The sequence below is a fragment of the Mesorhizobium sp. P2_E9 genome (assembly GCF_056403815.1).
In genome coordinates this window covers 98,476-111,781 of record NZ_JBFUET010000015.1, presented here as the reverse complement: position 1 = coordinate 111,781, position 13,306 = coordinate 98,476, and the positions used below count along the sequence as shown (strand labels likewise).

General features: G+C 61.5%; 13 protein-coding genes and 1 tRNA gene. 8 read left to right on the top strand and 6 right to left on the bottom strand.

The window, feature by feature from the left end:
* Window positions 1-42 precede the first annotated feature (42 nt).
* The gene (locus AC1D05_RS25460; RefSeq protein WP_477444552.1) at window positions 43-942 is read right to left on the bottom strand and encodes a LysR family transcriptional regulator; all 900 of its coding nucleotides are present in this window, start codon (window positions 940-942) and stop codon (window positions 43-45) included.
* Window positions 943-1,041: 99 nt separating this feature from the next.
* Between AC1D05_RS25460 and AC1D05_RS25455 the strand changes: the two genes are divergently transcribed.
* A complete protein-coding gene (locus AC1D05_RS25455; RefSeq protein WP_477444481.1) occupies window positions 1,042-1,926 on the top strand; it encodes an NmrA/HSCARG family protein in 885 nt (294 codons plus the stop codon).
* A gap of 75 nt (window positions 1,927-2,001) precedes the next feature.
* Window positions 2,002-2,078 (top strand) — tRNA-Pro (locus AC1D05_RS25450).
* 169 nt (window positions 2,079-2,247) lie between these two features.
* On the opposite strand, the gene AC1D05_RS25445 is transcribed toward AC1D05_RS25450, so the two are convergent.
* The gene (locus AC1D05_RS25445) at window positions 2,248-2,508 is read right to left on the bottom strand and encodes a hypothetical protein (RefSeq protein WP_477444480.1); all 261 of its coding nucleotides are present in this window, start codon (window positions 2,506-2,508) and stop codon (window positions 2,248-2,250) included.
* Between the two features lie 87 nt (window positions 2,509-2,595).
* Here AC1D05_RS25445 and AC1D05_RS25440 point away from each other — a divergent pair, with 87 nt between their 5' ends.
* The 4 genes from AC1D05_RS25440 to AC1D05_RS25425 all read left to right on the top strand — a co-directional run bounded on the left by AC1D05_RS25440 (window position 2,596) and on the right by AC1D05_RS25425 (window position 5,292).
* Window positions 2,596-3,216, top strand: coding sequence for a hypothetical protein (locus tag AC1D05_RS25440; protein WP_477444479.1), 621 nt, complete (start codon window positions 2,596-2,598; stop codon window positions 3,214-3,216).
* A 603-nt stretch (window positions 3,217-3,819) separates the two neighbouring features.
* Window positions 3,820-4,038 (top strand): hypothetical protein, encoded by a 219-nt coding sequence (locus AC1D05_RS25435; protein WP_477444551.1) that lies wholly within the window; start codon window positions 3,820-3,822, stop codon window positions 4,036-4,038.
* A gap of 2 nt (window positions 4,039-4,040) precedes the next feature.
* The gene (locus AC1D05_RS25430) at window positions 4,041-4,478 is read left to right on the top strand and encodes a hypothetical protein (protein ID WP_477444550.1); all 438 of its coding nucleotides are present in this window, start codon (window positions 4,041-4,043) and stop codon (window positions 4,476-4,478) included.
* 469 nt (window positions 4,479-4,947) lie between these two features.
* A complete protein-coding gene (locus AC1D05_RS25425) occupies window positions 4,948-5,292 on the top strand; it encodes a hypothetical protein (protein WP_477444478.1) in 345 nt (114 codons plus the stop codon).
* Window positions 5,293-5,338: 46 nt separating this feature from the next.
* Here the strand turns inward: AC1D05_RS25425 and AC1D05_RS25420 are convergent, their stop codons facing one another.
* The 4 genes from AC1D05_RS25420 to AC1D05_RS25405 all read right to left on the bottom strand — a co-directional run bounded on the left by AC1D05_RS25420 (window position 5,339) and on the right by AC1D05_RS25405 (window position 10,767).
* Window positions 5,339-6,958, bottom strand: coding sequence for an ABC transporter ATP-binding protein (locus AC1D05_RS25420; RefSeq protein WP_477444477.1), 1,620 nt, complete (start codon window positions 6,956-6,958; stop codon window positions 5,339-5,341).
* Window positions 6,959-6,974: 16 nt separating this feature from the next.
* The gene (locus AC1D05_RS25415) at window positions 6,975-8,096 is read right to left on the bottom strand and encodes an ABC transporter permease (RefSeq protein ID WP_477444476.1); all 1,122 of its coding nucleotides are present in this window, start codon (window positions 8,094-8,096) and stop codon (window positions 6,975-6,977) included.
* Complete coding sequence (locus AC1D05_RS25410) at window positions 8,089-9,012, bottom strand: ABC transporter permease subunit (protein WP_477444475.1); 924 nt, start codon at window positions 9,010-9,012, stop codon at window positions 8,089-8,091. Before AC1D05_RS25410 ends, AC1D05_RS25415 begins: the two co-directional genes overlap by 8 nt.
* A gap of 162 nt (window positions 9,013-9,174) precedes the next feature.
* A complete protein-coding gene (locus tag AC1D05_RS25405) occupies window positions 9,175-10,767 on the bottom strand; it encodes a peptide ABC transporter substrate-binding protein (RefSeq protein ID WP_477444474.1) in 1,593 nt (530 codons plus the stop codon).
* Between the two features lie 283 nt (window positions 10,768-11,050).
* On the opposite strand from AC1D05_RS25405, the gene AC1D05_RS25400 reads away from it, so the two are divergent.
* Window positions 11,051-11,497, top strand: coding sequence for a TadE/TadG family type IV pilus assembly protein (locus AC1D05_RS25400; protein ID WP_477444473.1), 447 nt, complete (start codon window positions 11,051-11,053; stop codon window positions 11,495-11,497).
* Window positions 11,498-13,267, top strand: a complete 1,770-nt coding sequence (locus tag AC1D05_RS25395; protein WP_477444472.1) for a hypothetical protein — start codon at window positions 11,498-11,500, stop codon at window positions 13,265-13,267.
* The last annotated feature ends 39 nt before the right edge of the window (window positions 13,268-13,306 follow it).

Here is a 13,306-nt window from a genome sequence, read left to right as displayed (position 1 = left end):
TCGGGTCTCGCTCAAAATTGGTCTGGGGCAGCAGACATGTCTCTAAGCCGTGTTTATCCGATTCGAAATCCGCTCGACCGCGAGATCGATGAAGGCCTTGACCAGAGGTGAGAGGTGTCGGCTGCTTGGATAGAGAACATATAGGCCGCCCTCGGGCGTCGTGTAGCCATCGAGAACGCGTTGCAACCGTCCCTCCGCGATGAGTGCCTCGGCCATCACCTGAGGCAGTTGGGCGATGCCGAAGCTTGCGATCGCGGCCGCCACCACCGCCTGCATCTCATTGGCGGCGAAGCGCCCGGCGACGTCGACACTTTCCTGGCCTTGTGGTCCATCCAGCACCCAACGAGCGCCGGAGGCCGACGGACCCGCGATGACGCATCGATGGCGGGCGAGATCGGCCGGGCTTTCCGGCATTCCGTAGCGTGCGAGATAGTCGGGGCTGGCGCAAAGCAGCCTGTGCGTGGAACCGATCTTGCGGGCGATGAGCGTCGAATCCTCAAGTCTTCCGGTGCGGAAGGCGAGGTCGATGCCGTCCTCGATCAGGTTGAGCTTGTCGTCGGTGAGGCGTAGTTCGACATTGGTCTTCGGGTACAACGTCAGAAACTCGACCACGGCGCGGATGAGGAAGTGACCGCCAAAACCAACCGGGGCCGAAATGCGGATCGTACCCGAAGGCTCCGCCCTCGCCTCGGCGAGACGCAGATTCGCCTCCTCGATCGTCCGCAGCCCCTGGCTGCTTTGCTCATAATAGAGACGTCCGGCGTCCGTCAGATTGAGGCTGCGTGTGGTGCGTTGCAGCAGACGCACACCGACCTCGCGTTCGAGCGCGGCGACACGGCGGCTGACCGTCGTCTTGGGCATGGCGAGCAGGCGGGCGGCGGCGGTGAAGCTGCCGGCTTCGACGACGCGGGCAAACACGATGACATCGTTGAGATCGATCATTGTGCTCAACATTGGGACAAAGTTTTTCAATTATAGGCAATTATGCATCAATGAAACAGAGCCTAATTTGCTCCAGACAAACAAGAAGGAGCAGATGAGATGACCAGCAAACGAAGCATTCTTGTGACCGGCGCCACGGGCCAGCAAGGCGGCGCCGTTGCGCGTGCCCTGTTGTCCAGGGGCCAGCGCGTCAAGGCGCTGACGCGCAAGCCGGACAGCGATGCCGCACGGCAACTGGCGTCGGCGGGTGCCGTGGTTGTGGCCGGCGATCTTGCCGACGCAGCCTCCGTCGTGAGCGCGGCAAAAGACGTCGACACCATGTTCCTCATGGGCAACAGCTACGAGGCCGGCCTCGAGGAGGAGACCCGCCAGGGTATCCTCGCCGCCGATGCGGCAAAGGCCGCCGGCATCGGCCACCTGATCTATTCATCCGTCGCCGATGCCGACAAGCAGACCGGCATTCCGCATTTCGAAAGCAAATACCAGGTCGAGCAGCATGTCAGGCAACTCGGTATTCCCTATACGATCAGCGCGCCGGTAGCGTTCATGGAGAATGCCGTCGCGCCGTGGTCGATCGACGCGCTCCGTCAAGGCATTCACGCTTTCGCCATGCAGCCGAAGCGCGTCGTCCAACTGGTTGCGCTGGCCGATATCGGCGCCTTCGTCGCTGCACTCGTGGAACGGCGCGAACGCGTGTTCGGCAAGCGCTTCGATTTCGCCGGGGACGAATTGTCCGGCGAAGAGCAGGCGCAAACCCTGTCCGACGCCATCGGCCGCCCGATCCAATATCAGGAAATCCCGATCGCTGTTGCGCGCCAGCAGAGCGAGGACGCGGCACTGATGTTCGAATGGTTCGACCGCGTCGGCTACGACGTCGATATCGCAACCTTGCACAGAGAATTCCCCGAGGTGCGCTGGCACGGCTTTGCCGACTGGGCGCGCGCATTTAACTGGAGCGCCAGCGGCCTGCGTGGCGAAAGCTGACGAAATGCGACAGATGTGCTGCCATTGCCGCTTGCAGGAATGAAGTGTGGCGGCTATAAGCCCGCCGACTGGTCACGGAGTGTAGCGCAGCCTGGTAGCGCACCTCGTTCGGGACGAGGGGGTCGCAGGTTCAAATCCTGCCACTCCGACCAGAAAAACAACGTGTTAGCGCATCCCGACTTTGGCGCTCGAACGGATATCCCACCTGAAAATACGGCGAGATGAGCTGCCTCCTCGGCGCAGCTCTTCGCTTTGTCGCCAACGCGCTACACAGTGGGCTTGTTGAAAACGCAGGCGACGTAGCCGGCTGCAGTTTATCGGTCATTGCGCGTGAATTTTCATCCGTCGCGCGGCATTCAACAACGCCGCACCATCCGTCTCGATCCTGTCGACAAGTTCGCTGGCCTGGTCGACGCTGATGCCTGTTTCATTGGACAGGAACCAGACGCGGAAGCTCCTGTCTTCAGGTGGAAATGGGGCGACGAACTCACCGCCACCGTTTCGATCTTCGGCAGGTAGCCTGCGGCGCTTTCGCACTGTCCGCTTCGGCTGGCCATCTTCCGATAAAGGATCAGTGGACATGGCTGACGTCGCGCTTATCGCAGGCCGAAGAAGCTCAATATCGCCAGCACGATGACCACCGCGCCCACGAGCCAAATGATATTGTTCATGATCTCTCTCCTCTTGCCTTTTGAAGCCCGCACCTCTGGCAGAGAACGCGGCCGACCAGCCTTGCCAGCTGATCTTCAGCAGACGGCAGAGCGCCTGCTGCGAGGAGTAGAACTATTAGGTATGCCTAATGTTCCACCATGTGGCAAGGATCGAGAGAGGCGGTTTTTTGGGCGCGGCGTTGCCGATGGGCGCTTGACCGATGCGTCGAGACTGATCGTCCTTCGCAAGTACCCTCAGCGAGGGGCGGCTCCCTTTCCGGCTGCCCTGGGAACCCGGAACCAAAGCGACCAGCGGCAGTTATCCCAACGAAGGGCCAATCAAGGCAATGGAGAAACTACAATGAAAACAATGATCATGTGCGCTTTGGCGCTTTCCATCGGATTGCCGGCTGTCGCTTCGGCGGCCGAAGCCGATGTCGTCATCAAAACCCACCATCGTCACCACAGCAACGTCAAGATCATCAACGATGACGGCCAGCGCCTGCATCATCGTCACCATGGTACCGTTGCGTTCTACGATCATGGCCGCCGGCACCACCGTCCGGATGCGGTCATCGTGACTGGCTCCGTTTCCAAGCATCATCACCGCCATGTGGTGATCGAAAACAACGATTACTGATCAACGCCGAGGCCCGGCTCTTTGCAGCCGGGCCTGCCGGCAAAAATCTGAAATGCGGCTGGTGATCCGGCGTGCCGATGCAAGGCGTCATCAACGAACCATTGTGTGAATACGACGCCATTCAGCCCCTCCGAAAAGATCGCGGAATTTCGCCTCACTGGCTTGAACACACAGGCTGCTGGGGTTGCTGAAACTTGAGGGTTCGCTCGCCACACGGGCGCGGCGAGCGAACCCTATCAGCGCAGGAAGGGACGTAGCTGCGCCAATCTGCAAATCATTTCTGCTTGACCTCTCGGATGGTCAGCCAAGGGTTATTCCGATCGCCATGAAAGTGATGGCCACCGCGAAGATCAGCGCGAGCAACCAGCGCGCCTGGTCAACACTCTTTTCCATCGGCTTCCTCCTGAACGTGCAGCGGACAACGGCTGCGAACAGCGGCTGTTCCGAGCGGTATCATGGGTAAGACCATTGCATTTTTCGGCCAGACTAAGGTCCTGCACCAGACTGGACTGAAGTCCAGCTCGGGAACGTTTGTGCGTCGGCCCTGTTCGATTGGCTGGGCGCGCGGACAGTCAAATAACGTGGAAATGGATGAGCATCATTATGTCGAACCGTGAGACCGCAAGATCCCACGCCCTGGGGACGCGCGTAACCAACCTCAGGACCAGGATGCAGAGGGCTCGTATCAGCGAGAGCGAAATGAAGACCTTCCAAAAGGTCGCGGCCATAATGGCGGACGGTCAGGGCGGCATTGACGGCGACGATCTGATCGCCGCGTCGTTCGTTGCCGACACATTGTTGGACAGGAGCAACCCTGAGTGACCATGCCAACAATCAGCAAGCTTTTTGATTCCCATGCCGAAGCCGCGCAAATAGCTGGAGAACTGGTGGCCGTCGGTGTTCCTCGCGTGAAGATTGCGGTTATCGGCCCCTACCAGGACGAGGTCACAATTCTAAGATCTCCTTGTTTCATCCTTGGTGCCGTCGGTGCAGCATTGGCCTGCCTCAGCGCCATGGCTGCTTACGGCGTCAACTCTCTTCCGATCGGACTGCCGGCAACGGCACTGGTTTGCGCGGTCTGTGGCGGTGGTGCCGGCGGGTTGCTCGGCGCATTCATCACGGTTGCCACAAAGCCGGATGATCGGAGCGTTGCCGAGGGGATCGTCTTGGTGACGGCGCATGTCGATGAAAATGAAACCGACATTGCCCAGGCAGTGCTTGGCGGTTGCGCTCCCACCGCACTTATCGCCGAAGCAGCATGACCCCGGCCAGCGGCCGACGAAAAACCCGCCTCGGCGTCAACCGAGACGGGCTCTCTCCGTTACCAGTGATTGAATGAAGACACTCGACCGAGATCAACTTCGAGTGACCGAGAACGTTCCCACATCGGCCAGCAATCCAAATGATCAGCGACGGGCACGGTATTTGGTCATCTCCGTCACTCTCAAACAGGCGGCTTCCTGTGCCCCCAACCCCAGTAGGGCTAAATTGATCAGAAGAACCATCGATGCATGCTTGTGTCCCAAGTGAGTGCCCCTTCGATCGACCTCTTATCCCCTGCCCGAGCAAATCAGTATCGTCTCCACAGGGCAAGATGCGGGACTACATGGGAACCCAGAGCCGGTCATATCCAATCTCGTTGGCAAGGAATGTCGTTTGACGAGGCGAACGAGCCGCTCTACTTCCATGGAACAGTCGGATGGCTAGGCGGTGCGGGAGCAAGGTTGGAAGATGAAATTGCCTTCTGCCGTTGCCTACCCGCTCACGCTGGTGCTCATACTGTTTGTCGTCGCCGGCTGCACTTCCCTCGGCGGGACAGCTGACCCTGCGAAGTACGACAAGATGAGCTGTACCGAGCTCAACAGCGCGCTGGGGACCAACGCTGGCGAAATCTCACAAACCGCGATCACCCGCGGCAAGGTCGCCAACACCAGTGTTCCGCGCTGGCTGCTTGGCGGCTCGCGTGTAAAGACTGCAGTTGCCAACCGTGAAACGGCCAGGATCGACCGGCTGAAACAGCAGCAGGACGCCATTGCCGCCACCCGCGCACGCAAGTGCCCGAGGTCAGCGGGCTGAGCGAATGGACGCCGCCACGATGATTGCGTCTACCTGAAGCGCCGTCTCACGCGCTCAGCCGGAAGCGCGTCACATCGATCGCCGCGGCCATCAGCGTCTGAGTGTAGATATGCTGCGGATTGCTGAAGATCGCCTCTGTCGGCCCCTCTTCGACGATCTTACCCTGCTTCATGACGATGATGTAGTCGGCCATGGCGCGCACGACCGAGAGATCGTGGCTGATGAAGAGGTAGGACAGTTCATGGTCGGCCTGCAGTTTGCGCAGCAGTTCGACGATCTGTTTCTGCACCGAACGGTCGAGCGCCGAGGTCGGCTCGTCCAGCACGACCATCTTGGGCTTCAGGATCATGGCGCGGGCAATGGCGATGCGCTGTCGTTGCCCGCCGGAGAATTCATGCGGATAGCGGTTGCGGGCGTTGGGATCGAGGCCGACCTCAAGCAGGGCCTCGACCGCGCGCTGATCGCGCTGCTTGTGCGACAGATTCGGCTCATGCACCAGCAACCCTTCGGTGATGACCTGGCCGACGGTCATGCGCGGCGACAGCGAGCCGAACGGATCCTGGAAGACGAGTTGCATCTGGCGCCGCAGCGGCCGCATTTGCTGACGGTCGGCCTGGGAAATGTCGCGATCGCCGAAACGGATCAAGCCATCGCTCGGCAGCAGCCGCAGCAAAGCGCGGCCGAGCGTCGATTTACCCGATCCGGATTCGCCGACAATGCCGATGGTCTGGTTGCGCTGCAGCCGGATCGAGATGTCATCGACCGCACGCAGCATCAGCGGCTCGCCGGCCAGAAATCCGCCGCCAATCTTGAACGTGACTTCGACATTCCTGCCTTCGAGCACTACGGGCGCATTGGCGGGCGGCGGCGCCTTGGTGCCCGTCGGCTCGGCCGCCAGCAGCATCTTGGTATAGGCGTGCTGCGGGTTGGCGAAGATCGCTTCGGCCTCGCCTTCTTCGACGACCTCGCCCTGGCGCATGACATAGACCCGGTCGGCAAAGCGCCGGACGATGCCGAGATCATGGGTGATGAAGACGATGGCCATGCCAAGCTTGCGCTGCAGTTCGGCGAGCAACATCAGGATCTGCGCCTGGATGGTGACGTCGAGCGCCGTCGTCGGCTCGTCGGCGATCAGGATGTCGGGGTCGTTGGCGAGTGCCATGGCGATCATCACGCGCTGGCGCTGGCCGCCCGACATTTCGTGCGGATAGGATTTCATCCGCCGCTCGGGGTCGGGGATATGCACCAGCCGCAAAAGCTTTAGCGCTTCTTCGCGTGCCGCGGCGGCATTCAGGCCGCGATGCCGGCGGATCGGTTCGATCAGCTGGTTGCCGATCGAATAGAGCGGATCGAGCGAGGTCATCGGCTCCTGGAAGATCATGCTGATCTTGGCGCCGCGGACCTTGTTCAGGTCGGATTTGCTCAAGGTGAGCAGGTTGCGGCCGCGATAGTCGACGCTGCCCGTGGCCTCACCGTTCGAGGCCAGCAGGCTCATCGCCGCCATCATGGTCTGGCTCTTGCCGGAGCCGGACTCGCCGACCACGGCAACGGTCTCGCCCGCGTTGACGTGGATGTTGATGCCCTTCACCGCCTCGACCGCGCCGTCGAGCGTGCGGAAGCGGACGCGCAGGTCCTTGACGCTGAGGATCGTTTCGGGAGTGGCCATGTCAACGGTCCCCATCTTATCGATCCCTCGGGTCGAGCGCGTCGCGCAGGCCGTCGCCGACGAAATTGAGGGCAAACAGCGTCGAGACGAGGAAGAAGGCTGGGAACAACAGCAGCCAGTTGGCGGTGCCGATGTTCTTGGCGCCGACCGAGATCAGCACGCCCCAGCTGGTCATCGGCTCCTGCACGCCGAGGCCGAGGAACGACAGGAAGCTTTCCAGGATGATGACCTGCGGCACCAGCAGCGTCATGTAGATCACCACCGGGCCGAGCAAATTGGGGATGACATGGCGCAGCAGGATGCCGCGCTGGCCGACGCCCATGGCTTCCGCCGCCTGGACATATTCCTGGCGGCGGATAGACAGCGCCTGGCCGCGCACGATACGGGCCATGTCGAGCCACAGCACCGCCCCGACCGCCAGGAACATCAGCACGAAGTTGCGGCCGAAGAACACCACCAGCATGATGACGAAGAAGATGAACGGCAAGGAGTAGAGCACGTCGACGATGCGCATCATCACCTCGTCGATCTTGCCGCCGGAGAAGCCGGCCGCGGCGCCGTAGATCACACCAATCACCACCGCCACGACGCCGGCAAGCAGGCCGATGGCCAGCGAGATGCGCCCGGCCATCAGCGTGCGCGAGAGAAGATCGCGGCCGGTGTTGTCGGTGCCGAACAGGAAATATTGCTGCTTGACCGATGTGCTCATTGTCACCTCGAGCCCGTCGGCCGACTTGCTCTCGATCTTGGTGTCGTCAAAGGCATCGGAACGGTCGAGGTAGCGGATGTTGCGATCATCGACCGGTTTGGTCGAGGTGACCGTGACGGTGACGCGGCTGCCTTCCTGATGCCATTCCTTGAGATCGACCCGCATGCGCTTGATGGCGTCCGTAAGTGCCCCCTGAATCATGTCCGGCTTCGGGTAGGCCGACAGGCTTGGCGGCATGCGGACATAGTCGGCATAGATGGTCGTGTACTGATGCGGCACGAACCAAGGGCCGAACACACTGACGATTCCGATCAAAGCCAGGTAATAGAGGCTGAACATGGCGGCGCGGTTGGCCTTGAGGCGCGCCCAGGCGTCGCCCCAGAGCGAGCGGCCAATGATGGCAGGAGCCGTGGCTGCGATGTCAGTCATAGCGCACCCTCGGGTCGACGACCGCGTACATGACATCGACGATCAGGTTGAAGATGATGGTGAAGATGGCGATCACCACCACAGTCCCCATCACCAGCGTGTAGTCGCGGTTGAGCGCGGCATCGACGAAATAGCGGCCGACGCCCGGAATGGAGAAGATCGTCTCGACGATGACGGAACCCGTCAAAAGGGCCGCCGCCGCCGGACCGGTGAACGAGACGATCGGCAGGATGGCGCCGCGCAGGGCGTGCTTGACCACCACCGACCAGTCGGAAAGGCCGAGCGCACGCGCCGTGCGGATGTGATGGGAGCGCAGCGATTCGATCATCGAGCCGCGCATCAGGCGGGCAACGATGGCGATCTGCGGCAAGGCAAGGGTGAGCACCGGGCCGACCTTGTTGATGAAGGCGCCATCACCCCAGCCACCGATCGGCAGCAGCTTCCAGGTCAACCCGAACAGCAGCTGGATGACCGGCGCGATGACGAAGGTCGGGATGGTGCTGCCGGCCGTCGCCAGCGCAATCACCGTATAGTCGCCAAGCTTGTTCTGGTTGAGCGCGGCAATGGTGCCGAGCACGGAACCGAGCAGCAGCGCCAGGATCAGCGCCGAGGCGCCGAGCTGGACCGAGATGGGCAGGCCCTTGGCAAACAGTTCGGTAACGGTGAAATCCGGCATGTTGTAGCTCGGGCCGAAATTGCCGCGCAGGAGATTGCCGAGATAGTGGGCATATTGCAGCCAGAGCGGATCGTTGAGGCCGAATTGGGCTTCAAGGTTGGCCTTGATCTCGGGGCTCAGCCCCCGCTCCTGGTTGAATGGACCGCCTGGCGCGACGCGCATCAGGAAGAACGCCATCGTCACGATGACGAACAGCGTCGGAATGGCGGTCAAAAGCCGCCGGAATACGTATCGCAGCATCGGTGCCCCACTTGATCCGGAACACGCCCATCCAGTCGGATGATTGTGCTCCAGCCTTCAAATCTTCGCACCGGATTTTCCGAAAATCGATTGCGCTTCCCGGCCGATGCGATGGCAAACCAGCACCGCCGCGCACCGAGTGCGCGGCGGCTTGGCCAGGCATCAGTCCTTGCTGACGAAGCGCGACGGATGGACGTCCATCACATTGTCGACGAAGCCATGCAGCTTCGAGGACACGATGTCGTGGTAGCTGTAGTAGAGCAGCGGGATCTGGCCGACATCGTCGACGAGAATGCGCTCGGCCTCGGAGAGCTCCTTCATGCGCTCCTCGGGCTTGCCGCCGGCGGCGGCTGCCTTGTCCATGGCCGCTTCATAGGCCGGGCTGTTGTAGTTCGAGTAGTTGTTGCCGCTCGCCTTGCGCGAGATGCCGAGGAAGGTTTCCGGATCCTTGTAGTCGGCGATCCAGGCGGCTCGCGCTACGTCATAGTCGCCCTTCTGCTCGAGGAAGGAATAGTGGGTCTTGGTGTCGGTGTTGAGCAGCGTGACGTCGACGCCAAGCGGCTTCAGCTGTTCCTGGATGGCGACCGCGGTGTTCTTGTGGTTCTCCGAGGTGTTGTAGCGGATTTCCATCTTCAGCGGATGTTCGGGCGTGTAGCCGAGCTTCTCGAGGATCTTCTTGGCTGCGTCCTCGCGGTCGATCTGCGGCATGTCGGCGTATTTGGCCATTGCAGGCGTGTAGCCCTCGATGCCGGGAGGCACCATCGAATAGCCGGGCAGCATCGAGTTCTGCCAGACCTTTTCAGCGATGAAGTCACGATCGATCGCCATCGAGATGGCGTTGCGCAGCTCGGGGTTGTTCCACGGCGCCTTGTCGGTCTTGATCGCGTAATAGTAGGTGCCGAGATATGGGCCGACATGGATCTGATCGCCGAACTTGGTCTTGAGGTCGGCAAGCTGTTCGGTCGGCAGGTCGTCATAGCTGTCGAGTTCGCCCGCCTCGAAGCGCTTCATCGCCGATGAACGATCTTCGGTCGGGATGTAGTTGACCACGTCGAACTTGACGGTCGCGGCGTCCCAGAATTTCGGATTCTTGACCAGTTTCATGTGGTCGTTGGGGACCCATTCGGCCAGCGTATAGGCGCCGTTCGAAACAAGATTGCCGGGCTTGATCCAGTCGGCGCCGAGCTTTTCAATCGAGGCCTTGCTGACCGGATAGGTCGCCTGATGGGTCAGCATCTCCAGGAAGTAAGGGGTCGGCGCCTTCAGCGTCACTTCCAGGGTGTTGGCGTCGATCGCCTTGACACCCATGTCCTCGGGCTTGCCCTTCTTGGTGTTGAAATCCTCCGCACCCTTCACCGGATACAGCATCGAGGCGTATTCGGCGCCGGTCGCCGGGTCCTCCAGCCGGTGGAAGGCGTAGACGAAGTCGTCCGCGGTCACCGGGCTGCCGTCCGACCACTGGCCGTCCTTGCGCAGCTTGAAGGTGTAGACGGTGCCGTCGTCCGATACCGTCCAGCTTTCGGCGGCGCCCGGGATGAGGTTAGCCTTCTCGTCCTGCATGACCAGGCCCTGGAACAGGTCACGCAAGACATTCGCTTCATAGACCGTCGAGGTCTTGTGCGGGTCGACCGATTCCGATTCTGCGGCGGTGCCCCTGTTATAGACGGTCTCGGCGAAGGCCGGCGTGTAGAATGCGCCGGCGGCTACCGCCATGGTGGTGGCGAACACCGTCGCCTTCAGCATGTTTTTCAGCATGAAGTTCTCCCTGTCGGCGCTGCCGTCGGCGCGCCTTTACGTGTTGACGCCCCGGAACCGATGTCTGGCCCCTTTGAGCGCGCCGCCGGTTCCCTCCGGCAGCTGGTGGCAGGAGACTAGACAGGAGGGAAGCTCTTTTCAACCGAGTACTGATTGACCCTAAGTCAATCCTCGTAATCGAAGAAGCAACGGCTAAATTAGAGCGGCATTTTCAATCGCGTGCATCCTCAGGTTGCGCCCGGAGTTTTCGCTTTCTGCATGCGAACTTTGGCATGCTGATATCATGGTTCAGAACCTCATTTCCAAGGTCCGAAGGCGTGCATTCCGAACAGACAATTCGGGAACCTCGGCGGTCGAATTCGCCCTGCTAGCACCGCTCTTCATCCTTATTCTGCTCGGAATGGTTGCATACGGCATCTACTTTGGCGCCGCCAACTCGATCCAGCAGATCGCGGCCGATGCCGCCCGGACAGCCATAGCCGGGTTGAACCAGACCGAGCGGCAGACGCTGGTGGCCAGCTACCTGACCAACAATGCCGGTGGCTACCCCTTCGTGGACGCCAGCAAACTGACCTATCAGGCCAATGACAGCGTGGCCGATGGAAGCCAGTTCGTGGTGTCCATCTCTTACGATGCCCGCAACCTGCCGATCTGGAATCTTTTCCCGGGAATAGCGATGCCGGGGACCACCATAAAGCGTCAGTCAACCATCAGGGTCGGGGGTATCTAAATGCTGCAGCGTGCGGGCAAGGGCATCGGCCGGCTTGCACGGTCGATGGTGGGAGACAGGAAGGCGAACTTCGCCGTCATGACCGCACTGAGCGCGCCGGTCGCGCTCGCGCTGGCCGCGGTGGCAATAGACGAGGCCTCCATCTACGCCGAGCGCCGGGAAGCCCAGGCGATGGTCGACCTGGCGGCGATCACCGCCGCCTCGAACATCAACAATGTCAACACGGCGGTCGTCACCACGCTCACCGATAACGGCATGCCTGGTGTCGTCGTTCAAGCTTCGGGCCAGACCATTGCCCCGGCTCTCGGAAAGACGGTGGTGACGGTCACGCAAGGCCGATATGCCTCGACGACCTCCAATGTCACCCAGCGCTTCCAGGCGGGCGTGACACCCTTTAACGCGGTGCGTGTCACGCTGACGAAAATCCCCGCCCGCTATTTCGCCAGCTCGCTCATCCCCAGTCCGGTCATCGGCACCCAAGCCACGGCCAGTATGACGCCGCAGGCGACATTCTCGGTCGGATCGAGACTGCTCAGCGTCAATGGCGGCATCCTCAACGCTCTTCTGAGCGGGCTTCTCGGCGGCAACATCTCGCTCAGCGTCATGGACTATAACGGGCTGATCTCGGCTGATGTCAGCGTGCTTTCCTTCATCAGTGCTCTCGGCACACAGCTGAACATCACGGCCGGCACCTATTCGGACGTGCTCGCCTCGAAGGCGACCGTCGGCCAGATCGCCACCGCCATGGCCAACGTTCCCGGCCTCGGCAACACGGCCAAGGTCGCCCTGCAGACCATCGCAACCAAGTCGACCAGCACGGTCAAGATCCCGCTCAGCAGTCTTGTCGACCTTGGTTCGGTCGGCAGCCTGGGCCTCGGGCAACAGCCGACCGGCCTCGGCGTCGACGCAAGCGCCATGGGCATGCTGACCGCCGCCGCCGTGCTCGCTAACGGCACCAACCAGGCAGCGATCAATCTCGGCGCCACCATCCCGGGGCTGCTCAACACCCAGCTCGCCATCGCCATTGGCGAGCCAGCGCAATCCTCGCCCTGGCTGGCGATCGACGGCATCGGCACCACCGTGCGGACGGCCCAGACGCGCATCAAACTGACGGCCTCCGTCGGTGTCGGCACGCCCGGCCTTGGCGGCGGCATCAGCCTTTTGGCCGTCAATCTGCCGCTCAATGTGGAAGTTGCCTATGCCGAAGCCAAGCTGACCGACATCACCTGTCCGACGGGGCCTTCCAGCATCAGCGTTTCCATCGCCGCACACCCCGGCATTGCCCAACTGAACCTGGCCAACAGCAACAATCCCTCCGGCTTTGCCGATTTCAGCCAGCCGCAGACCTTCACCGACGCCGACATCGCGGATGTGAGTCTCCATCTGCTGCTGATCAACATCCCGTTGATCCAGGTGATGGGCTCGGCCGCGACCGCGATCACCAACAACAGCCCGCAGACCCTGACGTTCAACGCGACCGACATCGCCAACAAGACGATCAAGACCGTTTCGACGCGCAACATCTCGCAGTCGCTCACCACGTCGCTGGTCAACAACCTGTCGCTTTCGGCCAACCTGCTTGGTCTCGGCATCGATGTCACCGCCCTGCTCGGAACGGTCAAACCCGCGGTGGTGACCCTGCTCAACACCGTAACGGCGCCCGTCGACGACTTGCTCTACAATGTGCTGTCCGCCCTGGGTGTCGGTGTCGGCCAGGCCGACGTTCGTGTCACCGGGGCGACCTGCGGACGCGCCGTGCTGGTTCAGTAGGGCATTCTACGGCCAAGAGCATCACTTGGCCGAGAGACG